Source organism: Phytohabitans sp. LJ34 (assembly GCF_052068095.1).
GTDB lineage: Bacteria > Actinomycetota > Actinomycetes > Mycobacteriales > Micromonosporaceae > Phytohabitans.
In genome coordinates this window covers 1-25077 of the sequence record NZ_JBQHDG010000021.1, presented here as the reverse complement: position 1 = coordinate 25077, position 25077 = coordinate 1, and the positions used below count along the sequence as shown (strand labels likewise).

The 25077-nt window shown below is 71.5% G+C and carries 20 protein-coding genes and 1 pseudogene; 12 read left to right on the top strand and 9 right to left on the bottom strand.

Features of this window, described 5'->3' with window-relative positions:
* Positions 1-14: 14 nt before the first annotated feature.
* Together ACTMTJ_RS32590 and ACTMTJ_RS32585 are read right to left on the bottom strand one after the other, a co-directional pair.
* The gene (locus ACTMTJ_RS32590; protein ID WP_441222642.1) at positions 15-1805 is read right to left on the bottom strand and encodes a putative bifunctional diguanylate cyclase/phosphodiesterase; all 1791 of its coding nucleotides are present in this window, start codon (positions 1803-1805) and stop codon (positions 15-17) included.
* A 17-nt stretch (positions 1806-1822) separates the two neighbouring features.
* Positions 1823-2629, bottom strand: coding sequence for an SAM-dependent methyltransferase (locus ACTMTJ_RS32585; RefSeq protein WP_441222486.1), 807 nt, complete (start codon positions 2627-2629; stop codon positions 1823-1825).
* Positions 2630-2833: 204 nt separating this feature from the next.
* On the opposite strand from ACTMTJ_RS32585, the gene ACTMTJ_RS32580 reads away from it, so the two are divergent.
* On the top strand, positions 2834-3268 hold the full coding sequence (locus ACTMTJ_RS32580) for a thioredoxin family protein (RefSeq protein WP_441222485.1): 435 nt from the start codon (positions 2834-2836) through the stop codon (positions 3266-3268).
* A 110-nt stretch (positions 3269-3378) separates the two neighbouring features.
* Entirely contained in the window at positions 3379-3813 is a 435-nt protein-coding gene (locus ACTMTJ_RS32575; RefSeq protein ID WP_441222484.1) for a DUF4395 domain-containing protein, read from the top strand.
* Here ACTMTJ_RS32575 and ACTMTJ_RS32570 read toward each other — a convergent pair.
* The 3 genes from ACTMTJ_RS32570 to ACTMTJ_RS32560 all read right to left on the bottom strand — a co-directional run bounded on the left by ACTMTJ_RS32570 (position 3810) and on the right by ACTMTJ_RS32560 (position 8017).
* Entirely contained in the window at positions 3810-4484 is a 675-nt protein-coding gene (locus tag ACTMTJ_RS32570) for a response regulator (RefSeq protein WP_441222483.1), read from the bottom strand. The two genes, ACTMTJ_RS32575 and ACTMTJ_RS32570, sit on opposite strands and share 4 nt — an antisense overlap.
* A 7-nt stretch (positions 4485-4491) precedes the next feature.
* Entirely contained in the window at positions 4492-6147 is a 1656-nt protein-coding gene (locus ACTMTJ_RS32565; protein WP_441222641.1) for a sensor histidine kinase, read from the bottom strand.
* Between the two features lie 73 nt (positions 6148-6220).
* A complete protein-coding gene (locus tag ACTMTJ_RS32560; RefSeq protein ID WP_441222482.1) occupies positions 6221-8017 on the bottom strand; it encodes an AMP-dependent synthetase/ligase in 1797 nt (598 codons plus the stop codon).
* Positions 8018-8094: 77 nt separating this feature from the next.
* Here ACTMTJ_RS32560 and ACTMTJ_RS32555 point away from each other — a divergent pair, with 77 nt between their 5' ends.
* From ACTMTJ_RS32555 to ACTMTJ_RS32525, 7 genes and pseudogenes are all read left to right on the top strand, one after another.
* Complete coding sequence (locus ACTMTJ_RS32555) at positions 8095-8544, top strand: SRPBCC family protein (RefSeq protein WP_441222481.1); 450 nt, start codon at positions 8095-8097, stop codon at positions 8542-8544.
* A pseudogene (locus ACTMTJ_RS32550) lies at positions 8541-8903 on the top strand (hypothetical protein); the annotation flags it as partial. The gene ACTMTJ_RS32555 and the pseudogene ACTMTJ_RS32550, both read left to right, overlap by 4 nt.
* 28 nt (positions 8904-8931) lie before the next feature.
* Complete coding sequence (locus ACTMTJ_RS32545; protein WP_441222480.1) at positions 8932-9879, top strand: ROK family glucokinase; 948 nt, start codon at positions 8932-8934, stop codon at positions 9877-9879.
* 74 nt (positions 9880-9953) lie between these two features.
* The gene (locus tag ACTMTJ_RS32540; RefSeq protein WP_441222479.1) at positions 9954-10622 is read left to right on the top strand and encodes an endonuclease/exonuclease/phosphatase family protein; all 669 of its coding nucleotides are present in this window, start codon (positions 9954-9956) and stop codon (positions 10620-10622) included.
* Between the two features lie 82 nt (positions 10623-10704).
* Positions 10705-11334, top strand: coding sequence for a hypothetical protein (locus ACTMTJ_RS32535; protein WP_441222478.1), 630 nt, complete (start codon positions 10705-10707; stop codon positions 11332-11334).
* Between the two features lie 96 nt (positions 11335-11430).
* Entirely contained in the window at positions 11431-12825 is a 1395-nt protein-coding gene (locus tag ACTMTJ_RS32530) for a flavin-containing monooxygenase (RefSeq protein WP_441222477.1), read from the top strand.
* On the top strand, positions 12822-13619 hold the full coding sequence (locus tag ACTMTJ_RS32525; RefSeq protein ID WP_441222476.1) for an alpha/beta hydrolase: 798 nt from the start codon (positions 12822-12824) through the stop codon (positions 13617-13619). Before ACTMTJ_RS32530 ends, ACTMTJ_RS32525 begins: the two co-directional genes overlap by 4 nt.
* A 200-nt stretch (positions 13620-13819) precedes the next feature.
* Here the strand turns inward: ACTMTJ_RS32525 and ACTMTJ_RS32520 are convergent, their stop codons facing one another.
* Together ACTMTJ_RS32520 and ACTMTJ_RS32515 are read right to left on the bottom strand one after the other, a co-directional pair.
* Positions 13820-15235, bottom strand: coding sequence for an alpha,alpha-trehalose-phosphate synthase (UDP-forming) (locus ACTMTJ_RS32520; protein WP_441222475.1), 1416 nt, complete (start codon positions 15233-15235; stop codon positions 13820-13822).
* A gap of 160 nt (positions 15236-15395) precedes the next feature.
* Positions 15396-16169 (bottom strand): DUF308 domain-containing protein, encoded by a 774-nt coding sequence (locus ACTMTJ_RS32515; RefSeq protein ID WP_441222474.1) that lies wholly within the window; start codon positions 16167-16169, stop codon positions 15396-15398.
* A gap of 192 nt (positions 16170-16361) precedes the next feature.
* Here ACTMTJ_RS32515 and ACTMTJ_RS32510 point away from each other — a divergent pair, with 192 nt between their 5' ends.
* Entirely contained in the window at positions 16362-17099 is a 738-nt protein-coding gene (locus tag ACTMTJ_RS32510; protein WP_441222473.1) for a lysophospholipid acyltransferase family protein, read from the top strand.
* A 583-nt stretch (positions 17100-17682) separates the two neighbouring features.
* Here ACTMTJ_RS32510 and ACTMTJ_RS32505 read toward each other — a convergent pair.
* On the bottom strand, positions 17683-21099 hold the full coding sequence (locus ACTMTJ_RS32505) for an ATP-binding protein (RefSeq protein WP_441222640.1): 3417 nt from the start codon (positions 21097-21099) through the stop codon (positions 17683-17685).
* 102 nt (positions 21100-21201) lie between these two features.
* Positions 21202-21894, bottom strand: a complete 693-nt coding sequence (locus tag ACTMTJ_RS32500) for a Crp/Fnr family transcriptional regulator (protein ID WP_441222472.1) — start codon at positions 21892-21894, stop codon at positions 21202-21204.
* Between the two features lie 344 nt (positions 21895-22238).
* Here ACTMTJ_RS32500 and ACTMTJ_RS32495 point away from each other — a divergent pair, with 344 nt between their 5' ends.
* Both ACTMTJ_RS32495 and ACTMTJ_RS32490 read left to right on the top strand, forming a co-directional pair.
* The gene (locus ACTMTJ_RS32495) at positions 22239-22730 is read left to right on the top strand and encodes a polyadenylate-specific 3'-exoribonuclease AS (protein ID WP_441222471.1); all 492 of its coding nucleotides are present in this window, start codon (positions 22239-22241) and stop codon (positions 22728-22730) included.
* Positions 22731-22851: 121 nt separating this feature from the next.
* Positions 22852-23880 carry a 6-phosphofructokinase gene (locus tag ACTMTJ_RS32490; RefSeq protein ID WP_441222470.1) on the top strand — a complete coding sequence of 343 codons (1029 nt, stop codon included), beginning with the start codon at positions 22852-22854 and terminating at the stop codon, positions 23878-23880.
* Positions 23881-25077: the final 1197 nt, after the last annotated feature.

The following is a 25077-nucleotide window of genomic DNA, read 5'->3' as shown; positions in this document are numbered from 1 at the left end:
GACCCCGAAGGTCTCTAGAGCAGGGCGTCGACGTGGGACGGTGGCATCGGAAGGCCGAAGTGCCAGCCCTGGGCGGCGTCGCAGCCGATGGCGCGGAGCCGGTCGGCCTGCGCCGCTGTCTCGACGCCCTCCGCCGTGACCGTCAGGTCGAGGGTGTGTGCCAGCGAGACGAGCGTCGCCAGGATGCGCTCGTCGGTGAGGCTGGCGGGCTCGGCGGCGGGGGCGCGCAGGCCCTCCACAAAGGACCCGGCCACCTTGAGCTCGCAGACCGGGAGGGTGCGCAGGTACGACAGGTTGGAGTAGCCGGTGCCGAAGTCGTCGATCGCGATCCGCACGCCCAGGTCGGCCAGTGACCGGAGGCTGTCGACGGACTCGTCGGCGCCGTTCATCATCGCGCTTTCGGTGATCTCCAGCTGGAGCCGGCCGGGTGGCAGGTCGTGCTCGCGGAGCAGGCTGGTGACCTGCTTGACCAGGCCGGGGCCGCGCACCTGGCGGACGGCCAGGTTGACGCTGACGAAGGGCGCCTTCGGGCTGAGGTCGACCCAGTGGCGGGCCTGCCGGCACGCCTCGGCGAGCACCCAGCCGCCCAGCCGCACGATGAGGCCGGTCTCCTCGGCCAGCCCGATGAACTTGTCGGGCCGCAGCACGCCAAGCTGCGGGTGGCGCCACCGGACCAGCGCCTCCAGGCCGAGCAGCCGTCCGTCGTCGAGTGCGACGAGCGGCTGGTAGTCGAGGCAGAACTCGCCCCGTTCTAGCGCGGTGGGCATGGCGGACGAGAGCGCGTATCGGGTGAGCTCGCGCTCGTTGCGCTCCGGGTCGAAGAGCGCCCACCGACTCTTGCCGGAGGTCTTGGCCCAGTGGAGGGTGATGTCGGCGGCGCGCATCACCTCGCTGGGGGTGGTGCCGGCGACCGGGCGCTCGACGATGCCGATGCTGGCCGAGACGCGCAGCTCCTGGCCGTCCACGGTGGACGGCTCGCTGATCGCGGCCAGCGCGGCGTCGGCCACCTTGAGCACGTCGTCGGTGCAGGTGGTGTCTTCGACCAGGATCACGAACTCGTCGCCGCCCATCCGGGCCACGAGGTGCTCGCCGGCGCCGCGGCGCAGCTTGTCGGCCACCGACGTCAGCAGCAGGTCGCCGGCGTGGTGGCCGAGCGTGTCGTTGACCATCTTGAAGCCGTCGAGGTCGACGAAGCAGACGCCGAGCCGGCGGGTGGAACCGCCGTCGCGCGCGAAGGCGGCCGCGAGCCGCTCGGTGAACAGCGCGCGGTTGGGCAGGTTGGTGAGCGGGTCGTGGGTGGCCTGGTGGCGGAAGCGGGCCTCGCTCTCGCGCAGCGCCTGCTCGGCCTGCTCGCGGGCGACCATCGCGGCCCGGCGGATCGACTCCTGCTCGTCGAGCGTGCGGTCGCGCAGTGCCCGGGCGTATCCGATCGCGACGGTGCCGAGCAGCCGCGCCATCCGGTCGCGCAGGTCGTCGCCGGAACCAGGATCGGCGGACGGGGAGGTGGGGGAAACGCCGAGGTCGCGCAGGAGGCGCAGCTCGATGACCTCGATCGTGCGGCCCAGGCCCTCGGCCGAGGCGATGTGCGCGGCGACCAGGTCGGCGCCGATCTGGTATCCGCTGCGGAGGCTGAACGGCTCGGCGTAGAGCGCCTCGACGAGGCGGAGCGTGAGCCCTTCCAGGTACTCCTCCAGCTGAGCCGGCGTCACCGGCAGGTAGCTGGTGCCGGTGACGGCTTTGGCCCAGGCGCGGGCGAAGATGGCGAGCCCGGGACCGTACCCGGGGGAGGCCACCGGGTATCGCATCGCGTCCGGGTCGCGGATCACCCGAGCCGACCCACGCCGCCGATGTAGACGGAGCGCTCGGCCTCCTCGACCCCGTGCGGCGAGTCGGGCCGCCACTCGGGCACCCACACCACGCCCGGCTCGACCAGGTCGAAGCCGTCGAAGAGGCGGGCGATTTCGTCGCGTCCCCGATTGTGCAGCGGTCGGTCGGTGCGCTGGTAGACGGCGTCCGCCTCGCGCCACTCGGCCGGGGTGCGCCCCTCGCCGGAGGCCTGGGAGAGCGCCAGGTAGCTGCCGGGGGCCAGGGCCGACCGGAGGCGCGCGACGATCTCGGCGGGCCGGTCTTCGTCGCGGACGAAATGCAGCACCGCCACGATCATCAGCGCCACCGGCTGCCCGAAGTCGATCAGCTTGAGCACGTCCGGGTGGTCGAGGATCCGGTCGGGGTCGCGGATGTCGGCCTGGATGGCCACCGCCCGCTCGTTGCCGTCGAGGATCTCGCGGCTGTGGCCGACCGCGACCGGGTCGATGTCGACGTACGCCACGGTGGACTCGGGCGCCACCGACTGGGCGATCTCGTGCACGTTGCCCACGGTGGGGATGCCGGAGCCGATGTCGAGAAACTGCCGGATGCCCGCCTCCACCAGGAAGCGCACCGACCGCCGCAGGAACGCCCGATTGGCCTGGGCGATCAGCGGTGTCTCGGGGACGGCCGCGATCATCGCCTGGGCGGCCTCGCGGTCGACGGCGAAGTTGTGCGACCCACCGAGGAAGTAGTCGTACATGCGGGCTGCGCTGGGCCGATCGATGTCGATCGTCGCTGGTGCCCAGTCCGGACGTCGCATACCGTCCCCTCTGTCCTGTCCGGGGCTTAAAAGGCGCGCTTGGGTGGTCGCCGCCATTGTGCCCGGAGAGTGTCCTACCTTCCAGACCGCCCGCCATACCCCGCCCCGTACGGGCAGACTACGCCCGAACGGGCCGGTGTGAGGTTCGCCCAGCCGGCGGGACGTCATGGTCATTCCGGCCGGTGACGTGTCACGGTGGTGGACGTGGACCGTACGGCATGGACCGGGCTCGTCGTGGCCGTGGTGGCGCTGGCCGCCGCGACCGCGTTCGGGCTGTGGCGCCGCCGCCGCGATGGTCGCCTCCGGGCGGCGTCCGCGGCTCCGCCGGCGGTCCTCACCACCCTGGGCGTCGAGCCCGGGGCGCCGGCCACGCTGCTCCAGTTCTCGTCCGCCTTCTGCGCGCCATGCCGCGCCGTCCGGCGGATCTGCGCCGACGTGGCCAAGACCCTCGATGGGGTACGGCACGTGGAGGTCGACGCCGAGAGCCACCTGGACGCGGTCCGGGAGCTCGGCATCTGGCGCACCCCGACGGTGCTGATCGTCGACCGGAGTGGCCAGGTGGTCCAGCGGGCCTCCGGCGTGCCCGCCAAGGGCCAGGTCATCGCGGCCGTCGCCCCGCTGCTGGAGCCGGCGGCATGACGCGCCCGCTGCTCACCCGCCGCCGCGCCGTCGACCACGGGCGGCTCGCGGCGAGCCTCTGTACGGGACCGACTTCCTAGTCCGTCCCGTCGTTCTCCCGGAGGCTCTCCATGCTGCTCGACCCGCGCGGGCCGCGCTTCGCCGCGGCGCTGACCGCCGCCGTCATCGTCGCCGTCCTGATCACCGGCTCAGGATGGCTCGCCCTCGTCCAGGCGGCGGTCTTCGCCGTCACCGCCATCGACCCCCGCCGCGGCCCGTACGGGCTGGTCTACCGCGCGCTTGTCGCGCCCCGGCTGGGCCGCCCGGCCGAGCTGGAGCCGGCCGCACCGGTGCGCTTCGCCCAGGTGGTCGGCCTCGCGTTCATGGCGGTGGCGGCCGTGGGCTACCTCTCCGGCGTGGCCGCGCTGGGCCTGGTGATGGCCGGGTTCGCGCTTGTCGCGGCCTTCCTGAACGCGGTCTTCGGCCTGTGCCTGGGGTGCGAGGTCTTCCTCGCGATCCGGCGCCTGACCGGGCGGCCGCTGGCCGCCCGGGTCCCCGCGCCCTAGAACTTCGGTGCGTCGGGCGCTTCGAGAAGGCCGAGCCGCAGCGCCGTCATGAGGGCCTGGGCGCGGTTGGCCGCGCCGAGCTTCTCGTACAGCTTGGAGATGTGGGTCTTCGCCGTCGACTCGCTGACGAACAGCTGCTTGGCGATGCCGGCCACGCTCATGCCGTCGGCCAGCAGGCGGAGCACCTGGCCCTCGCGGGGCGACAGCTGCGGGCCGGACGGGGCGAGCCGGCGCTTCATCGCCTCGGCCAGGTCGGCCGCGGTGAACGCGCTGGGGGAGGAGGCCGCGTGCCGGGCGGCCGCCACGACCTCGTCGGCCGGGGCGGTCTTCGGCACGAACGCACTCGCGCCCGCCTCCAGCGCCCCGAAGAGCTGGTCGTCGCCGGCGTACATGGTCAGCACCACGATGCCCATCGTGTTGCTCGACTTGCGCAGCGCGCGGGTGGCCTCCAACCCGCTGCCGTCGGGGAGGCGCAGATCCATGATCACGACATCGGGCTGAAGCGCGCCGGCCTGGCGGACCCCCTCGGCGGCCGTGGCCGCCTCACCGACGACCTCGAACTGGCGGTCGCGCTCGAAGGCGTGCCGAAGACCCTTGCGGATCAGGTCGTGGTCGTCGACGAGGAGAACCTTCGTACGCGTTGTCGGCGGTGGTGTGGGGCTGGTGGTCATGCTGGGCTTACTCCCCTTCTGGTGCATTTACGCTATCGCGCACGCTATCGCGCCGGGGCGAGCTTCCCAGTACGACAGCGACAGTTGTGCCGCTCGGGTGGCGTGGCCTGATCTCTAGCCGGCCACGGATACGTTCCGCCCTCTCAGCCATGATCGCAAGACCGTACCTCCCGTCCGGCCGCTGGTCAGCGATGCCCTGACCGTCATCCGACACTTCAATTTGGGCGTACGGGGGATCGACGGCACAGGTGACCCAGAGGTTGGACGCGCCCGCGTGCTTGCGCGCGTTGGTGATCGCCTCCTGGGCGATGCGGAGCAACTCGGCCTCGGTGGCGGCCGGCAGCCGGGCGGTCGACTCGTCCAGGGTGTAGTGCACGCGCAGCCCCGCGGAGGCGCCGACCTGCCGCGCGTACTCGGAGATCGCGGCCGCCAGACCGCCCTGCCGGTCGACCTCGCTGCGCAGCTCGAAGAGGCTGAGCCGCAGCTCAGTGATGACGCGGGTGACCTCGCCACGCAGCGAGCGGAGCTCTTCGCCGCTCTCCTTGGCGTCTTCCGGGAGGAGCGCGAGGGCGTTGTCGATGCCGTAGCCGACCATCACCAACTCCTGCGCCACGCCGTCGTGGATCTCCCGCGCGAGGCGCTGCCGCTCCTCGTTGGTGGCGAGCGAACGGACCTCGTCGAAGAGCAGCGCGGCCTCCAGGCGGAGCGCCGCGGGGCCCGTCACGGCGGTCACCCTATCTACGACCGAAGAGGGGTACGCGCTGGTGATATCTGCCTCGAGAGTCACTAATCCGACAGTGCGGACGCCAGCCACAAGGGGCACCACGAGGGCCGAAACGTCGCCTTTGCGGTGCGACCGCGCCTGCGACCGGTGAGCGGTCTGCGGCTGCTGGCTCGCCCACGCGTCGGCGATCGCCGAGTCCGCGTCGAGCGTCGTCTCCCAGTCGACCCGGTCGACACCGGTCTGTGCGAGCACCACCAGGCGCCCGCCCCCGCTCGCGGTCAGCACGGCCGCCCGGTCGGCGCGGGTGATCGTGCGCAGCTCGTCGAGCAGGTGCTCGGCGATGCCGCCCGGGTCGAGCGTGGCGCCGGGCAGCTGGCGGGCGACGCTGCGCAGCTGGGTGAGCAGGCGGGTCGCCTCGGCGTACGGCTGCGGCGGCCGGCTCTCCCCGCGCGCCTGGAGCACCCGCTGGAGCGTGCCGGCGGCGGTGATGCCCACCGCGGCGAGGATGAGCCACTGCGCGGAGGCCAGCAGGTAGCCGGCGTCGGTGATCAGGCGCTCGCCGTTGGCCTCGGTGACCACGCCGCCGAAGGCCAGCGTCGCCGCCGCCACACCGAGCAGTGCGAGGGCCTCGCGGGTGCGGCGGTAGAGGGTGGCGACGGTCAGCGGGACCGCAAGGTACGGCAGCATCGCCTCGGCGCCCAGCCCGGAGCCGAGCATCCCCTGGTTTTGCGCCTCGGCGGCCACCTTGCCGGCGGCCAGCCCCACGATGATCACCTCGGCGAAGCGGCCGAGCGGCCCGAGTACCACATGGCGGGGGGCGAGCACGCCCGGAATCGCCGCGACGGCCAGCAGCCCGATCCACCGCAGCTGCGGTACCTCGTGCGTGGTGATCAGCGTAAGCACCGCGACGAGCGCGAGCACGACGAGCCGGGCCGCCACCGCCAGCGGATGTGGCTTCGGCTGCCCGTGCGGGCGCGTGCGCGGCCGGGCCGCGGTGGGGGACGGGAGCAACTCAGCCTCCGTAGATCGCGGCGATCTCGTCGGCGTACGTCTTGTGCACCACACCCCGCTTGACCTTCAGCGACGGGGTGAGCTCACCGGTGGCTTCTGCGAAGTCGCGCGGGAGGATGCGGAACACCTTGATCGCCTCGGCGTGCGAGACCGCCTTGTTGGCCTCGTCGACCGCCGCCTGGATCTCGGCGCGCAGCTTTTCGTCCTCGCGGTGGTCGGCGACCGTGTCGGTCTCCGGGTAGCCCGCCGTGGCGAGCCACTTCGGCCAGGCCTCCTCGTCGATCGTGACGAGCGCGGCGATGAACGGCTGCCGGTCGCCGACCACCACCGTCTGGCTGACCAGCGGGTGCGCCCGCAGCCGGTCTTCGAGCAGCGCCGGGGCGACGTTCTTGCCGCCGGCGGTCACGATGATCTCCTTCTTGCGGCCGGTGATCGCGAGGTAGCCGTCGCCGTCGAGCTCGCCCAGGTCGCCGCTGTGGAACCAGCCGTCGGCGTCGAGCACCTCGGCCGTGGCGTCCTCGTTGTTCCAGTACCGCTCGAAGACGATGTCGCCCTTGATGAGGATCTCGCCGTCGTCGGCGATGCGGATGGTCACACCGGGCAGCGGGCGGCCGACCGTGCCGATGCGGATCGCCTTCTCGAGGTTGACGGCGACGGCGGGTGAGGTCTCGGTCAGCCCGTACCCCTCGTAGACCGTCACCCCGACGCCGCGGAAGAAGTGCGCGAGCCTCGCGCCCAGCGGCGCTCCTCCGGAGATCGCGTCGGCGCACTGGCCGCCGAGGGCCGCGCGGAGCTTGCCGTACACGAGGCGGTCGAAGAGCGCGTGCTGGAGCTTGAGGCCGAGTCCTGGCCCGCCGGGCTTGTCCTTGGCCTCGCTGTACGCGATCGCGACCGCCTCGGCCCGGTCGAAGATCTTGCCCTTGCCGTCGCCGTGTGCCCGCTGCTTGGCGGTGTTGTAGACCTTCTCGAAGACGCGCGGCACCGAGAGCACAAACGTCGGCCGGAACGACTGGAGGTCGGCCGCCAGGTTTTTCACGTCCGCGGTGTGCCCCATCCGGGCGCGCGCGGTGACCACGCCGACCTGGATCAGCCGGGCGAACGAGTGTGCCAGCGGCAGGAAGAGCAGTGTCGAGGCCTCCGGGCGGAAGAGGTGGTGCAGCCCCGGGATGGCGTTTTCGATGTCGGAGTAGATATTGCGGTGGGTGAGCACGCAGCCCTTGGGGCGACCGGTGGTGCCACTGGTGTAGATGATGGTGGCCACGTCGGCAGCGCTGACCGCGGCGCGGCGCCGGTCGACCTCGGCGGGGTCGACGGCCGCGCCCCGCTCGGTCAGCGCCTCCAGGTCGCCGGTCTCGATCTGCCACACCTTGTCGAGCGCGGGCACCTCCTCGCGCACGCCCGCCACGGCCAGGGCGTGGGCGTTGGTCTCCACGAAGCACGCGGTGGCGCCCGAGTCGGAGAGGATCCAGGCCACCTGCTCGGCGCTGGAGGTCTCGTAGATCGGCACCGTCACGCCGCCGGCGGACCAGATCGCGTAGTCGATGAGCGTCCACTCGTATCGGGTCTTGCTCATCAGGGCCACCCGGTCGCCCGGCTCGACGCCCGCCGCGACGAGGCCCCGGGCCAAGGCCACCACTTCGTCCCGGAACTGGGCGCAGGTGACGTCGACCCACCCGCCGGACGTGTGCCGGGAGAACTGCACCGTGTCCGGGGCGGTCTCGGCGTTGTCCCACACGGGGTCGGTCAGGTTGGCGGTGTCGCCGATGGTCACCACCGGCGGTACGGCGAACTCGCGCACGGCACTCCTCACGGAAAACTATCCGCAACCTACCCGGGAACAGGGCCTCTCCGCTCGCACGGGGTAACCTCCCGGGCATGGCGGACTCCTCCACCCAGTCGATCGTCGTCGCCGCGCCCCCCGAGCGGGTCGCGGAGGTCATCTGCGACTTCGCCCGCTACCCCGAGTGGACCGACGCGATGAAGAAGGTCGAGGTCCTCGAGGAGTACGAGGACGGCTACGCGAGCCAGGTGCGCTTCACCCTCGACGCCGGTGTGATCGCGGACGAGTACACACTCGCATACGAGTACGCCGAGGACATCTCCCGGATCGAGTGGCATCTCGTCGAGCCGTCCAAGATGCAGAAGACCCAGAACGGGTCGTACGACATCGCCGACAACGGCGACGGCACGACCACCGTCACCTACACCTTGGAGGTGGAGCTGTCGGTGGGCATGCTGGGAATGTTCCGCCGCAAGGCCGAGAAAATGATCATGGATACCGCGCTGAAGCAGCTCAAGCGCCGGGCCGAGGGAGCCTCCTCATGAACCCGACCGATCCCATCTCCGCCCGCGAGGAGGCCGAGCGCCTGGTGGCCACCGTGCTGGCCACGGTCTCGTCCGGGTCCCTCTTCGGCGCGCCCGCCGGCCCGGTCTCGACCGGCTCCGCCGAGTGTTGCGTGTGCCCGCTGTGCCGGGTGATCGCCGCGATGCGCGACCCCAACCCCCAGTTCGCGGAGCGGGTGGCGACCGGGGCGGGTGACTTCGCGGCGGGGGTGGCGAGCCTGCTGCGGTCCCTGTCCACGCCTGCCGAGCGTGACGAAGCCGCCACGCCGGATTCCGGTACGCGAGACGATGGGGAGGATGTCTGGCGGGCCGCCACGCGGGCCAGTCATGATCCAGCGTCGGAGTAAGGATTTCAGAGGGGACATCGGCGTGACGCTGACCATCGGTGTTGACGTCGGCGGCACGAAGGTGGCCGCCGGAGTCGTCGATCCGGCCGGTGCCGTGCTGGCGCACACGCGTCGCGACACGCCCGCGGAAGACGTGGCCAAGACCCGCGACGTGATCATCGAGGCGGTCACCGAGCTGGCGGCGGGGCGCGAGATCGAGGCGGTCGGCATCGGCGCCGCCGGCTGGATCGACGCCACCCGCTCCAACGTGCTCTTCGCCCCCAACATCGCGTGGCGCGACGAGCCGCTCCGCGAGTACGTCACGGCCGCCACCGGGCTACCGGTCATCGTCGAAAACGACGCCAACGCCGCCGCCTGGGCCGAGTTCCGCTTCGGCGCGGCCCGGCAGGCCGAAGACTCGATGGTCATGTTCACGATCGGCACCGGCGTGGGCGGCGCGCTCGTGCTCGGCGGTGACCTGGTCCGCGGCACCCACGGCATCGCGGCCGAGCTGGGCCACGTGCTCTCGGTGCCCGAGGGCCACCTGTGCGGGTGCGGCCGCCACGGCTGCCTGGAGCAGTACGCGAGCGGCAACGCGCTGGTCCGCTTCGCCCGCGCCGGCGCCCGCCAGGATCCGGGCAACGCCGCCGCCCTCCTGGAGCTCGCCGAGGGCGACGCGGAGGCGATCGCCGGCCCGATGGTCACCGCGGCGGCGATGGACGGAGATCCGGTGTCGCGGCAGGCGTTCGCGCAGATCGGCCACTGGCTGGGCATCGCGCTCGCCGACATGGTGCAGATCCTGGACCCGCAGATGCTCGTGGTGGGTGGCGGTGTCGTGGAGGCGGGCGACCTCCTGCTCGGCCCCACCCGTCGGTCCTATGTGGACTCCCTGGCGCAGCGCAACAGGGCGGCGGTGGCCGAGCTGAGGGCCGCCGAGATGGGCAACACGGCCGGCGTGGTCGGTGCGGGAGACCTCGCCCGCCGGCGTTAGGTTTCGGTCCGTGAGTGAGCGGGCGCGGACGGGCCTCGCCCACGACGGTGGTGAGCGAGCGACCAGGAGACGCTGTGGATCTGCGGGTGCTGACGTACAACGTGCACAGCCAGAAGGACGACCAGGACGCGCTCGCCGCGGTGGTCAAGGACATCGCGCCGGACGTGCTGATCGTCCAGGAGGGACCGCGCCGGTTCCGCTGGCGTAGCAAGGGCGCGGCGCTGGCCCGGTCGTTCGGCATGCTCGTCGCCTCGGGCGGGCTGCCGTCGCTGGGCAACCTCGTGCTGACGAGCCTCCGGGTGCGCGTGCACGACGCGTGGTCCATCCGCCTGCCGCACACGGCGGGGCGGCACATGCGGGGCGCGGCGTTCGCGGAGTGCTCGGTGGGTCCGGCGCGATTTGTGATCGCCGGCTCACACCTGTCCAAGTATGCGGACGAGCGTCCGGCGCAGGCCTCCGCGGTCCGGGCCGAGATGTCCAAAGTAGACCTGCCGGTGATCCTCGGCGTTGATTTGAACGAGTCGACTTCTGGTGAGGCATGGCGGATCCTGGCGGAGGGGATGACGGATGCGGCGGGCGACCTCCAGCGGCCCACGTTCTCCTGTGCCAACCCGCGCGAGCGCATCGACGCTCTCTTCGTGGATCCGCGCGTGACGGTGCTCGGATACGACGTCGTCGACACCCCCGAGGCGCTCCGCGCCAGCGACCACTTCCCCGTGGTGGCTCACCTCTCGTTCACGTGAATCCCTTGGGGGGAGCTGTTTTCACGGCATTCCGGCGGACACTAACCATAGAGATATATACATCCATCTATGGAGTGTCGTCGTGTCCCCCTCGTTCCGCGCCGTCCTCAGCCCGGCCCACGCGGCCCCGCCGCCATCCGTCCGTGCCTACGCCGACTTCTACCGCGACCCCGCATCCCGACTAGCGCTGCTGGTGACCGCGCTGACGATGTGTTACGTCGGCGGCCTGGCCATGTTCTGGTTTCACGCGATCTACCTCGACGAAGGCGGGCCCGCGATCAGCTGGGTGGTGCACTGGCTGCTCGACTCGTCGTTCGCCTTCGTGGCGCTCACGCCCGCGCTGGCGCTCATCATGCCGTTCGCGGTGTGGGTCGCCCGAGCGGTGGCACCGGCGTCCAGACACGTGATCCCCTGGCTGTACGCGACCGTGGCCGGCACGGCCTTCGCCCTGGTGACCACGCCCGGCCCGATCGCACACGACATGATCGTCGGCCGCGGCACCTGGGTCGCCGACCGGGTCACCCAGGCATTGGGCGACCCGTCGTCCCCGCTGCCACCGGCCGCCGACTACCCGCCGTTGGCCGCGATGGCGCAGCAGCTGGGCGCGGGCGTCCCGCTGTACATCGCCCTGATGGCCGTGACCGTCATCCTCCTGCGCAACCTCCTCCGTCCCGCCCCGGCGCGTGGCGGCGGAAACACCAGTGAGGGATAAGAGCGTGGCATAAACGCTGAAACACTCCTCCCGGGGGTGGACAAAGGGTGCGGCCAGTCGAGAGGATTTCGCAGCCGCGATTTTAGGAGACACTCGGTGACCACCTCCACCGATCATGACAGCGCGACCCTTTGGCGTGACGGACGCCCGGTTTACGACCGGGGCGAGACAGTCTGCGTCGTGGGCGCCGGGCCGAGCGGGCTCGTCGCCGTCAAAAACCTGAGAGAGCACGGGTTCGGCGTCGACTGCTACGAGCGCGAGACCGGTGTCGGCGGGGGGTGGAATTGGCGCCACGACCGCAGTCCGGTCTACGGCAGCGCCCATCTGATCTCGTCCAAACCCTTCACGCAGTACCCCGACTTTCCGATGCCGGACGACTGGCCCGACTACCCGCACCACAGCCAGGTGCTGTCCTACCTGGAGCGCTACGCGGACCACTTCGACCTGCGCCCGCACATCTGGTTCGGCACCGAGGTGGTCAAGGTGGAGCCGGCCGACGGCATGCGGTGGGATGTGACCACGCGCAGCACCGGTGGCTACGGCGCGGAGCGCACCCACCGCTACGCCGCCGTCGTCGTCGCCAACGGTCACAACTGGTCGCCCAGCCTCCCGGCCTACGAGGGGCTCGACGACTTCAAGGGCCGGGTCATCCACTCGTCGGCGTACAAGGATCCGGCCGAGCTGCGCGGCAAGCGGGTGCTGGTGATCGGCGGTGGCAATACGGGATGCGACATCGCGGTCGAGGCGGCGCAGCAGGCGTCCCGCTGCTGGCACTCGACGCGTCGCGGCTACTGGTACGCGCCGAAGTACGTCCTCGGCCGCCCCGCCGACCAGTTTCACGACGCGGTGCTGCGGCTGCGCCTCCCGCTGCGCCTGCGGCAGTGGCTGCTCCAGCGCACGCTCCGGCTGACGGTGGGCGACCCGCGGCGCTTCGGCATGCGGCGGCCCGACCACAAGGTCTTCGAGACCCACCCGATCGTCAATAGTCAGCTGATCTACCAGGTGGGCCACGGCGGCATCGTGCCGGTGCCCGACATCGCCCGCTTCCGGCAGTACAGCGTCGAGCTGGCCGACGGCACCGAGGTGGAGCCCGACCTGGTGGTCGCGGCGACCGGATACCGGCCGCGCTTCGAGTTCCTGGCCCCGGAGGCACTGGCCGCCACGGCGGAGGGGCGGCCGCGGCTGCACCTGCACGCGTTCTCGCGGCGCCACCCCACGCTGGCGGTCGCCGGGCTGCTGGAGTCCGACTCGGGCATCCTGCCGCTCGTTCACTGGCAGACCGTGGCGATCGCGCGCTGGCTGCGCCTGCGCGAGGCCGCGCCCCAGCGGGCCGGCGAGTTCTGGGCCGGCGCGGTGGCCAAGCAGCCCGACCGCCGCTGGACCCGCGCGAAGGTGCGGGACACGCCGCGCCACTGGTTCGAGGTGAGCCACGTCGACTACCTGCGGGCGCTCCAGAAGATGATCGACAGCCTGGCGGGAGCGCGCGCATGAGGCTCATCCGCTTCGAAGACTGGGCCAAGCCGATCGCGCCCGTGCGGCGAGAGGTGCTCAGCGCCACCCCGGAGCTCGACGAGGGCAAGCCGCCGGTCCTGTTCGTGCCGGGCTTCGGCCACGGCGCGTGGGCGTTCGCCGAGTTCTGGCTCGAGCACGCCGCCGGCCGCGGCTTCCCCGCACACGCGGTCAGCCCGCGGGGCCACGGCGGCAGCGGCGACACACCGAGGGCCACCCTCCGGGCGTACACGCATGACGTCGTCCAGGCCGCGGCGGCCCTGCCACGGCAGGCGGTGCTGGTGGGGCAGGGTGCCGGCGCCCTGGTGGTGCAGCGCGCGCTGGCGCGCTACCCGGCGCGGGCCGCGGTGCTCGCGGCGCCGGTGCTGGGCGGTTGGGCGACGTTCGGCGCGGCGCTGCGAAGAAACCCCGCGGGCACGCTTCCGGCGATCTTCGGGGGCCGGCTCCGGCTGAGCCGCCGCCAGCTCTTCAGCCGCGAGGTGCCAGACACGGTGGCCCGCGGATACACCGACCGGCTCGGCCGCGCCTCCGCCCGCGCGCAGTGGCAGCTGCTGCTCCACCGCGCACCCGAGCCCCCGGTCGGCGACCCGCCTGTGCTGGTGGTGGGCAGCCCCGACGACCGCGTGGTGCCCGCGTCGGCACTGACCCGCGCGGCCCGGCGCTACGGCGGCGCACCCCTGCTGTTCCCCGGCATGGGCCACGACCTGATGCTCGACGCCCGCTGGCGCGAGCCGATCGACGCCATCCTCGACTGGCTGGAAAAGGGCGGTTCCTAAAAGGATTTGAGCTACCGCGACGTCCGTCGTGGTCCAGACCGCTGCTCCCGCGGCCTCACCCTGCGCGCTTGGTCACGCTCACTTCCTCTTCGGATGGTCCGGAGGCTTGAAAGGGGTGACCGCGACCAACGGCAGATGGGTGAGGCCGCGGGAGCGACGGACGGCGACCACGACGGACATCGCGGTAGCCCAGATAAAGGTCAAGAAGCTCCTAGGCGGGCCACGAGCGAGCCGGTGTGGTCCAACGCCGTCAGGTAGGTGCGGGCCCACGCCTGGATGTCGTGGCCGCGCAGGTGTTCACGCATCGCGCCCATCCGGGCGCTCACGTCGCTGGCCGCGGCCTCCTTCGCGTGCATGAGCGTCAGCTTCAGGCCGTCGAGGTCGTGCGGGTTGACCAGATACGCCTGCGTCAGCTCGGCCGCCGCCCCGGCGAACTCGCTCAGCACCAGCGCGCCGGTGTTGTCGACGCGGGCGGCGACGTACTCCTTGGCCACGAGGTTCATGCCGTCGCGGAGCGGGGTGACGACCATGATGTCGGCGGCCCGGTAGAGCGCGGCCAGCTCGGCCCGGTCGAACGGCTGGTTGAGGTAGTGGATCGCCGGCTCGCCGACGCGCCCGAACTCGCCGTTGATGCGGCCGACCTTGTGCTCGACCCGGTCGCGGAGCACCTGGTATCGCTCGACCCGTTCGCGGCTGGGCACGACGACCTGCACCATCACCGTGTCGCGGACCTTGATGTGGCCGTCGGCGATCAGCTCGCTGTATGCCTTGAGCCGGTGCTCGATGCCCTTGGTGTAGTCCATGCGGTCGACGCTGAGGATCATGTGCTGCGGCTCGCCGAGGTCGGCGCGGAACTGCTTCGCCCGCGCGACAACGTCGGGGCGGGCGGCCAGCTGCTCCATCTCCGCCATGTCGATCGAGACCGGGAACGCGCCGATGCGCACCACCCGGTCTTCGACCGCGATACGGCGGTCGGTGGCCGGCACGTTGAGCACCTTGGCGCAGAGCTGGGCGAAGTTGTGCGCGGCCTGGGCCCGCTGGAAGCCGACCAGGTCGGCGCCGAGCATGCCGAGCAGCAGCTCGGCCCGGCGGGGGAGCTGCATGAACAGCTCCGGCGGCGGAAACGGCACGTGCAGGAAGAAGCCGATCAGCAGGTCGGGGCGGAGCTCGCGGAGCATGCCGGGCACCAGCTGGAGGTGGTAATCCTGCACCCAGACGACCGCGCCGGGCTCGGCGACCTCCGCGGCCGCCTCGGCGAAGCGCTGGTTGACCCGCTGGTACGACTCCCACCAGCGGCGGTGGTAGACGGGCTGCTCGACCGCGTCGTGGTATAGCGGCCAGAGGGTGGCGTTGGCGAAGCCTTCGTAGTGGTCGCGCACGTCCTCGGCGGTGAGGGCCACCGTGTGCATGCGCACCCCGTCGACGTCGGGCAGGCTGGGTGCCTCGCCGGTGCCACCGGCCCAGCCGATCCATGTCGCGGGTGTGTGGTGGAGGATCGGGTGTAGGGCGCTGACCAGGCCGCCTGGGCTACGTCGCCACTCACAGGCGCCATCGGGCGCGACCGTGTCGTCGACGGGCAGGCGGTTGGCCACCACCACGAGGGAAGTCTGCCGCATTCGGCACCTCGTTTCGGCGGACGGTGATCGGAAGAGGGCATCGAAAACCGTGCGCCTTGGTCGGGGGAATTGGCGTGTTAGGAGTATTCCTACTGACGCGAAGTTACACAAGCGTTACGTAGCGGATACGCCGGCAGACGAATTTATCGTGCTCGACGCGTCAGACGACCGCTCCGTCGTCGGGGTCGTCGTCTTCCTCGTCGCCGGAGCGCAGGCGCCAGATCAGCGTGACGAAGCCGGCGAGGATCGCGGTGAACCCGATCAGCGTCGTGATGCCGCGGTCGGTCGGGAGCAGCTCGGGGAAGAGGAAGAGCGCGAACCCGCCAATGATCGCGAGAACGCCGAGGACCGCGAACTTCGAGATGCGGGGGAAGGGCGGCGGCGGAGGCGGGGTGTATCCCTCCTCGTCGTCTTCGTCGTCGGGCAGGTCGGCGCCGAACGTGTCGAGACCGTCCAGAAGGGACGGCTCCTCGTGGCGGCGGCCGAGTGTCACCCCGCTGACCCGGGTGGCGTCGGTGAGCGGCTTGTCGGGGTCGCCCCGGCGCGCCTCTTCGGCGGGGGGCCACGGCGGCGTCGGCTCGGCCGCCTCGTCGTGGAAGCCGGCCACGATCCGCTGCCACTCCGCGTCGACGTCGACGTCGATCTCGCGCGGCTCGGGCTGCGGCGGCTCGGCCAGCTTGGCCAAGTGGTCGCGGGCGACCTCGAGGTGGGCGCGGTCGACGTAGAGGCGGTCGGTGGGTCGCGGCGGGATGGTGGTCGTGCGGGTCACGGGGTTGAGATCGGCGGAGGGCTGGAGGTAGGCCGCGATGCCTCCCGCGGCCAGCACGTCGAGGAGGTGCTCGCCGACCCGGGGGTCGACATCGCCGGCCACGGCGTACTCGGTCGCGTCGAGCCCATTGTCCCGCCGCCCCCGCCGGGCACCACCCGCTGACACCGCACACACTCCTCGCTGGCGCTCGTGGCGCCCGGTCGGCTCGGCTCGACGACCCGCACGCGGGTGTGCGGGCCGTGCACTGAATCGTGACACGGCGAGGACTGGTTCGGGGAGTGCGTTGTGGCGCGGCGTACCCGCTTCGTAGGCTCATCCCGACGGCTCCGTGCGCGGAGCTCTGCGGGAAGGACGCCTGTGCTGTACTGGTTGCTCAAGTACATCCTGCTGGGGCCATGGCTCAGGTTGATCTGGCGGCCGCGGGTGGAGGGTCGCGACAACGTGCCCAGCACCGGGCCGGCCATCATCGCTAGTAACCACCTGTCGTTCTCCGACTCGATCTTCATGCCGCTGATGGTCAAGCGGAAAGTCACCTTTGTCGCCAAAGCCGAGTATTTCACCGGCAAGGGGATCAAGGGCTGGCTCGTGAAGATGTTCTTCGTCGGCACCGGCACCATCCCGGTCGACCGCTCCGGCGGGCGCGCCGCCCAGGCCGCGCTCGACACCCAGCTGCGCGTGCTGCGCGAGGGCAAGCTGGCCGGCATCTACCCGGAGGGCACCCGCTCGCCCGACGGCCGGCTCTACCGCGGCAAGACCGGCGTGGCGCGGCTGGCGCTGGAGAGCGGCGCCCCGGTCATCCCGGTGGTGATGCTCAACGCCGACGAGATCCAGCCCCCCGGCAAGATCATCCCCAAGATCCAGCGCGTGCAGATCCGCTTCGGCCGCCCGCTCGACTTCAGCCGGTACGCGGGCATGGCCGGCGACCGCTTCGTCGAGCGCGCGATCACCGACGAGATCATGTACGAGCTGATGGAGCTGTCCGGCCGCGAGTACGTCGACATCTACGCCCAGAAGATCAAGACCCAGCAGGCCAAGGCCGCCACGCCCCCCACCGACACCGGCGCCGAGCCCCCGCCCGCCCCGGTGGCCGCCTGACCGAGATCGCTGAGCACAGCGATTTTGAGCCACCGCTATGGCCGTCGTGGTCCGGATCCAATGCCACTCACCGAAAGTCGACAATGGTCTGGTCCGCTGCTCCCGCGGTGCGGTGGTGTTTGTCCACTATGCCTGTTACCGAACAGGCGCGGCGAGATCGAAAACAGGGCTTCGTCGCCCTGAGTAACCGCCGTCGCCGTGCGCGCGGCCCAAGATTCGAGATCTTGGAGAGTTAAGGTGCCATATCAACCCTAACTGTCCTGGATCTCGAAGTTTCTTGCCTGAGCCTGCTGACGCTGCGTCACAGACGGTGGCTGGTGAGGCCGGTCGGGCAGGTCACGGTCACACCTCTCCAGCCTTCCCCATCAGGAGGGGGTGCCCTTAACCCATCGTGCGGTTCGCAGCTGCTCCTCGCATGATCGTTAGCCCGATTGGGGCGTGGTTTCGGTGTCACAGCCATCCCGATGGTCCGGAGGCTTGAAAGGGGTAACCGCGACCAAGAAACCAGGGTGAGGCCGCGGGAGCAACGGCATGGACCACGACGGGCATCGCGGTAGCCCAAAAATCCGGGCGAGCGCGTCCCTCAGGAGGCGAGGATCGGGGTGTAGTTGGTGTCGGGGGTGGCGCCGTGGGCCAGGCGCACCAGGCCCGGCGCCTGGTTGCGGTGGGCGAAGGCGCGCACCTCTTGCAGCGCGGCGTCCGCGGCCGTGTGGTCACCCGACCGGCGCAGCTCGCCCGCACCGAGCGCCAGCGCCAGCACCCGGTCGGTGGCGTCCGGGATGCCGGCGTAGATCTCGGCCGCCGCCAGGAGGCCCGCCGCGCCACCCGGTGAGATCGTGTGCAGCGCGGCCTCCACCCATGGGGTGCGGTGCGGGACATCGGCGAGCGCCTCGCGCAGTAGGGCCGCCGCGTCGGGGCCGGTGAGAGCGGCCGCGTTCGCGGCGGCGGCCACCCATTCGCCGCTGGCCAAAGCGGGCACCGGGCGCCACGCGGCCACCAGCTCGTCGAGCAGTGCGGCGGCCTCGCGCCGGCGGCCGCCCAGGGCACGGCAGAGAGCGCCGAGGCCGAGCGCGGTCCAGTACGGCCGATGGAAGCCGCTGCCCCGGGCCGTGTCGAGTGCCTCGTCGACGTCGTCGGTGTGTGGCTCGCTCCGGAGGATGCGGAGCACGGAGCGGACGCCGCGTACCTGCATGTCCCACTGGCCGGTGGGCGTGTGCAGGAACGCGTCCGCCGCCGCCAGCAGCGCGGGGAAGTCGCCGGCGAAGTACGCCCGCATCGCTTCGCCCGAGTAGCCCGTCGCGAGCACGCCCGGGTCGGTGCCGCCGCCGAGCAGCGTGTCCGAACCGACCCAGTCGCCCTCCTCGCGTACCGCCCAGGCGAGGTTTTGCACGGCGCGGGGGAGGGCGAGCAGCCGGCGTTCGCGGCAGAATGCGGTGACCTCGTGCAGCTCGTCGAGCCCGGCCCGTTCGCCGGCCTGGTAGCGGGCGGCGGCGATGGTGATGCGCGCGTTGGCGGCGACCTCCACCGCGCCGAGGCGTGACGCCATCTCGGCCGCCGCGGTCGCCGCCTGCACCGCCGGCTCTCGCTCGTAGTTGAGCATGTGGAGGCGGCCCAGCTCGGCGTACGCGTCGGCCTTCTGCGCGCTGTCCGGCAGGGCGTCGAAAAGCTCGACGGCCCGGTCGAGGCTGGCGAGCGCGGCCGGCCGGTCGGCGCGTACCCAGGCCGCCTGGCCGAGCAGCGTCCAGGCGCGGGCCGCGCCGGCGTGGTCGCCGCCGGCGAAGAGGCGCTCGGCGAGCGAGGTCAGCGACGGGACGTCGAGCGAGCCGCCCCGGTGGAAGGCGATCTCGGCGGCCAGCAGCTCCAGCTCGAGCCCGGGGATGCCGGGCAGCGCCAGGGCCCGCTCGGCGTGCGCGGCCGCCGCGTCGAGCGCGTGCAGTGCGTAGGCGCGCCGGGCCGCGCGGTGCAGGGCCTCGCGGGCGGCCGCGGCGTAGCGTTCGGCGCGTACGCCCAGCCGCCCGGCGACGTCGTGCGCCGCCCACCGGTGGTGGGCCAGGACCTCGGCGAGATCCGTGTCCCGGGTACGGGAGAGCGCGTCGAGCCAGTCGGCGGTGCGCTCGTGGCGGGCGACCCGCTCGGTGCGGGGGATGCGGCGGTAGCAGACGTCGCGGACGAGCACGTGGCGAAAGCGGTACTCGGCCTGGCCGGCGATCGCGGACACGGTCCGCTCGTGCACGAAGTCGCGCTGCTCCAGCCGGCGCAGGCAGCGCTCCACCCACTCGGCCGGGCGGCTGAGCGCGGCGGCGACCGCACCGGGCCAGAACGACGTGCCCACCACCGAAGCGGCCAGCAGGACCTGACGGTCGTCGCTGTCGAGCAGGTCGATGCGGTTGGCGATCACGCCGTGGACGCTGTCGGGCATGGGCAGCTCGCGTTCGGCGTCGAGCGACCACCCGCGCCCGGACTGCCGCAGCGCGCCCTGCTCGATCAGCATGCGGACGTACTCGTGGGCGTAGAGCGGGTTGCCGTCGGCGACCTCGACGAGCGGGCCGAGCATGTCGGCGGAGACCGGCCCGCGGCCGAACAGGTGCGTGTACAGGGCGGCGATCCCGGCGCCGGGCAGCGGCGGGAGCATGATCGCGAGTGAGCTTGTGCCGGCCCATCCGGGTGCCCGGTCGAGCAGCTCGGGCCGGGCGGTGCAGAGCACCATCAGCGACACGTCGCGGGCCGAGGCGGCGAGCAGCTCCAGGAAGCGGAGCATCGTCTCGCCGGCCCAGTGAAGGTCTTCGAAGACGAGCACGGTGGGGCGGCGGGCGGCGAGCGCGACGAGAAACCGCCGCCACGCCGACTCGGCCTCCTCGGCCGGCATGCGGCTGCTGTCGAGCCCCACGAGCGGGCGCAGCGCGTCGACGAGCCGCCCCGCCTCGGCCGCCGGCACAAGGTCGGCGACGGCGCGCGAGAGGCGCTGGGCGGCGGCGGGCGCGGTGTCGGTGTCGAGGATGCCGGTCTCCGCCTTGACGATGTCGGCCAGCGCCGCGAACGCCACGTCGTCGCCGAACGGTGGGCAGTGCCCCACGTGCCAGGTCACCGCGCCGACCGGGGGAGTGGCCGCGTGCAGCTCGCGTACCAGGCGGGATTTTCCGATGCCCGCGTGACCGAAGAGGGTGACCAGCTGCGGCGCGCGGTCGCGCAGCGCGCGGTGGAGGGCGTTGTCGAGCAGCCGCAGCTCGTGCTCGCGGCCGATCATCGGGGTGGCATCGGGCGCCCGGTCGGCGCGCGCCGCGCGCAGTGGTGCCTCCGCCAGCCACACCTCGGTCGGCGCCGAGCGGCCGCGCAGCGTCACCGCGGGCCGGGCGGCGTACCGGATCCGGGCGCGGGTCAGCGCGTAGGTGGTGCCGCACACCAGCACCCCGCCGGGCGGTGCGACGGCCTGCATGCGGGAGGCGGTGTTGACCACGTCGCCGGCCACGATCGCCTGCCCGCCGTCACGGGCGGCGGCCACGTCGACGAGCGCCTCACCGGTCGCGACGCCGACCCGGAAGCGCAGGTCGCCGGCGAACCCGGCCAGCACCCGCTGGAGCTCCAGCCCGGCCCGCACGCACCGCAGCGCGTCGCTCTCGGTGGCCACCGGCGCGCCGAAGATGGCCATGACCGCGTCGCCGATGTACTTCTCGACGACCCCGCCGTACTGCCCCACGACGCGGCGGGTGGCCGAGAAGAAGCCGGTCTGCATGCCGCGGACGAGCTCGGGGTCGCTGCTCTCCACATAGGGCGTGAAGTCGATCAGGTCGACGAACAGCACGCTGATCCGCCGCCGGTCCTCCTGCGGCGCGGTGGCCTGCACCGGCCCGATGGCCGCCCCGCACCCGGTGCAGTACGCCGCACCGGCCGCGACCGGCCGCGCGCAGCGCGGGCACGCCGGACTGAGCTCGGCGCCGCACCCTGCGCAGAAGCGGTCAGCGGCGGCGGCTGGCCGGGCGCACCGAGGGCATGGGGCGGTGATGCCGTCCTCCAGAAAGGTAGGGGCGTGGTCGAGCCCTTACCAGACCGAGTATCGCCGCGCCCAGCCGACGCCGGAAGGTGGCAGTCGGCCGAATCACCCGGCCTACCGATCCGCCATGCCCGCTCGGCGGCGCAGGGCCGCCACGTCGGTGACCACGATCCGGCGTCCTTCGGTGCGCAGCCAGCCGCGGCTGGCGAACGATCCGATGGCCTGGTTGACGCTCTGGCGGGAGCCGCCGGCCATCTCGGCGAGCTGGCTCTGGTTGAGCTCGATGGTGATCATCGGGGCCTGGCTCTCGCCGGCCAGCCGGACGAGGGTCTTGGCGACCCGGCCGGGCAGGTCGAGGAAGACGTGGTCGGCGTTTTGCTCGGTGAGGCGGCGGATCAGTGCGCCGAGCGAACGCATGACGGCGTCGAGGATGCGCGGATTGTTGTGCACCAGCTCCATGAACGCCTGGCGGGACAGGGCGAGTGCGGTGCAGTCTTCGATCGCCTCCGCCGAGGCCGACCGGGTGGATGCGTCCAGAAGGGACACTTCGCCGATGACGTCGGGCGGACGGACCACGGAGAGGACGGCGCGCTCGCCGGTGGGCGAGGTGCGGAAGACGGCGACGGCGCCGCGTTTGAGGATGATCAGCGAGTCACCGGGGTCGCTCTCGACGAAGAGAAGCTGACCCTTGCGGTAGGTACGCGGCACCGCCGCGTTGATGACCCGCTGTCTTGCCTCGGGCTCGAGACCCGCGAACATCTCGACGCCTGTCAGTGCGTCGCCAGGATCTGGCAGGCGACCTTCCACGGTCCAACCCCTCCCCGGTAAGGACCACATTCCCGTTTCGCCCACCATCGCGGCAGAAACAGGTCGAACACACAACAATCACCGCCAGTGGCGGACCTGTCAACACCAGATGCTGTCGCGCGTGTCGCGTGCTGTACAGTCCCGCGATCACATCGGTGACAGTCAGAGTCTCAGGATACGTGCAGGCTAGAGCACAGATCCGTCGCAGGTGGGGGAACTTACGGGGGCCGCGGCGGGTCAGGCGGCGGGGATGAGGAGTCGGTCGGGTTAAAGCGAGGGGGCCTGCTTTAACCCGGCCGGCTCGCATTAACACCCGATCGGGGCACAGGGCATGATGACCCCCGATGGTGTACCGCTATTTCTACGACTGCGAGTTCATCGAGGACGGCCAGGTGGTCGACCTCGTCTCGATCGGTGTCGTCGACGAGTACGGCCGCGAGTTCTACGCGATCTCGACCGAGTTCGACGACTCCAAGGCGGTGCCTTGGGTGCGCCGCAACGTGCTCGACCGACTCCCCTCGCCGGGCGACCCCGCCTGGCGCTCGCGCGAGCGCATCCGCGACGACCTCTACGCGTTTCTGCTGGAGCCGATCAAGGGGCGCCAGCACGAGCGGATGGAGCTGTGGGCCTGGTACGCGGCCTACGACCACGTGGCCCTCGCGCAGCTCTGGGGTCCGATGCCGGCGCTGCCGCGGGAGATACCCCGGTTTACGAAGGATCTCCGGCAGCGCTGGGACGACCGTGGCCGGCCGCCGCTGCCGGAGGCCGAAGCGGACCGCCACGACGCGTTGGTGGACGCCCGCCACAACTTGGCGCGCTGGCGGGCGATGGGTTAGCCCGGCCATCTTGAGTTCAGACAGGGCGACTACAGTGCGCGTTTGACGGCTCCGCCCCGGGCCGGCAACGACGCCGACGGGCCATTTCTTTCACATTTTCCCCAGGAGGACTGAGGACATCATGCGTATCGGCGTGCTCACCGGCGGCGGTGACTGCCCAGGTCTCAACGCGGTGATCCGAGCGGTGGTGCGTAAGGGCGTCGCCACCTACGGGCACGAGTTCGTGGGCTTCCGGGACGGCTGGCGGGGTCCCCTGGAGGGCGTGACCAAGCCGCTGGGTATCGCGGAGGTGCGAGGCATCCTGCCGCGCGGCGGCACCATTCTCGGCTCCTCCCGCACCAACCCGTTCAAGATCGACGGTGGCGTGGAGAAGATCAAGGAAAACCTCGCCTCCCTCGGCGTCGACGCGCTCGTCGCCATCGGCGGTGAGGACACGCTCGGCGTCGCCACCCGCCTCGACGAGCTGGGCGTCAGGGTCGTCGGCGTGCCCAAGACCATCGACAACGACCTCAACGCGACCGACTACACGTTCGGCTTCGACACCGCGGTCAACATCGCGATGGAGGCGATCGACCGCCTGCACACCACGGCGGAGAGCCACCACCGCACGCTGGTCGTCGAGGTGATGGGCCGCCACGCCGGCTGGATCGCCCTGCACGCCGGCATCGCCGGTGGCGCCAACGTGATCCTGCTGCCCGAGCGCCAGTTCGACGTCGACCAGGTCGCCCAGTACGTCGAGAAGCGCTTCCAGCACCAGTACGCGCCGATCGTGGTCGTCGCCGAGGGCGCCCAGCCGCTCGACGGCCAGATGGTGCTGCACAACCAGGAGCTCGACTCGTTCGGGCACGTGCGGCTGGGCGGCATCGGCCAGTGGCTGGCCGAGCAGCTCGAGGCGAAGACCGGCAAGGAGGCCCGCACGGTCGTGCTGGGCCACATCCAGCGCGGCGGCACCCCGACCGCCTTCGACCGCGTGCTCTCCACCCGCTTCGGCCTCCAGGCGATCGACGCGGTGCACGAGGGCGACTTCGGCAAGATGATGGCCTTGCGCGGCACCGACATCGTCCGCGTGCCGCTCAAGGACGGCACCGGCGAGCTCAAGACGGTCCCGATCGAGCGCTACACCGAAGCGGAAGTCTTCTTCGGCAGCTGAGCCTCAGGGTCCAGGGCGTGTCCGCGATCGTGCGGATACGCCCTGGACCGTTCAAAGCCACGATTTGAGCTACCGCGACGTCCGTCGTGGTCCAGACCGCTGCGCGGGGCCCCCGGGGAAACGTGGAGCGCAGCGGAGCGTTTTCTTGGGGTGCATTTCCCGCGGCCCAACCCATCCGCCGCTGGTCCCCCCAACCCCAGCGGCTGCGCCGAGCCCCACCCCGACGTCTGTCGACGCAGCGTGAGCGGGGTGTGGTGGCGACTTCGCGATCTAGGCGCCTCACGGTTGTTATGGCCGCCCCTCGACGTTCGGAGTTTGAGACCGCGTGCGGCGCAGAGCTTTCCGGTGTCTCCCCAGCTCAGAGGCCCCGCGCCGGGGCCAGCCGGGGCTTTGTCGCCGCGAGTAACCGCCGTGACGGTGTGAGCGGCACAAGATTCGAGATCTTGGAGAGTAGGGCGTCATATCAACCCTAACCGTCCTAGATCTCAAAGCACCCGATCCCGGCCGGTGACCCCGTGTAACCGATAGCCCGATGGCCGGAGCGGACCCTTGCCCGCGGGAGCATACGGTCCACCGCTGACACGGACCCGGGAAAGATCCGCCTGCAAGTAGTCGGCTGAAAACGGTCATTACCCCACACGGCCGGCCCCGCCCCTTGCCGCAGCTAGCTGGCGTAGCCCGAGCCGTGCCGTATGCCGTCGTCCACCCGCACGGGGAGCGGACCAGCGCCGGGGCCGCCACGACACGCGCGGGGTGAGGATCAGACGGAAGGCTGGCGGTCCCGGCGCTGGTCTGCTCGGCTTTGCCTGGACGACGGCATACGGCACGGCTCCCACCGCAACCACCCACCAAGAAGAGTGAACAAGCCGGGGACGGCCCGGCCGGAGCCCGAGGCCCCGCCGGAGGCGCAGTAACCGCAACCACAAGCGAAGCCGAAACCGCAGAGCAAGGAACAACCGGCTCGAACTCGCGAAAGGCGAGGCGCCCAAACTCCCAAGATCGCCGCCACCGTCGCAGCGGGGCCGCGCCGACCCCATATCCGTTGGTCCGGAGCGCTCCCGCCGGAGGCAAAGCGCAACCAACAGCGGACGAGTGAGGCCGCGGGAGCAACGGAGAGCGACCACGACGGACAGAGATGATGTTTGTGAGCACCTCCCGTCGGGGGTCTGACCCTACGACGGACTGACTTCGGGTCTT

Coding starts and splice junctions, on each gene's coding strand:
- ACTMTJ_RS32590 (WP_441222642.1), bottom strand. CDS start 1,805: ATGCGATACCCGGTGGCCTCCCCCGGGTACGGTCCCGGGCTCGCCATC.
- ACTMTJ_RS32585 (WP_441222486.1), bottom strand. CDS start 2,629: ATGCGACGTCCGGACTGGGCACCAGCGACGATCGACATCGATCGGCCC.
- ACTMTJ_RS32575 (WP_441222484.1), top strand. CDS start 3,379: ATGCTGCTCGACCCGCGCGGGCCGCGCTTCGCCGCGGCGCTGACCGCC.
- ACTMTJ_RS32570 (WP_441222483.1), bottom strand. CDS start 4,484: ATGACCACCAGCCCCACACCACCGCCGACAACGCGTACGAAGGTTCTC.
- ACTMTJ_RS32555 (WP_441222481.1), top strand. CDS start 8,095: ATGGCGGACTCCTCCACCCAGTCGATCGTCGTCGCCGCGCCCCCCGAG.
- ACTMTJ_RS32525 (WP_441222476.1), top strand. CDS start 12,822: ATGAGGCTCATCCGCTTCGAAGACTGGGCCAAGCCGATCGCGCCCGTG.
- ACTMTJ_RS32520 (WP_441222475.1), bottom strand. CDS start 15,235: ATGCGGCAGACTTCCCTCGTGGTGGTGGCCAACCGCCTGCCCGTCGAC.
- ACTMTJ_RS32495 (WP_441222471.1), top strand. CDS start 22,239: ATGGTGTACCGCTATTTCTACGACTGCGAGTTCATCGAGGACGGCCAG.
- ACTMTJ_RS32490 (WP_441222470.1), top strand. CDS start 22,852: ATGCGTATCGGCGTGCTCACCGGCGGCGGTGACTGCCCAGGTCTCAAC.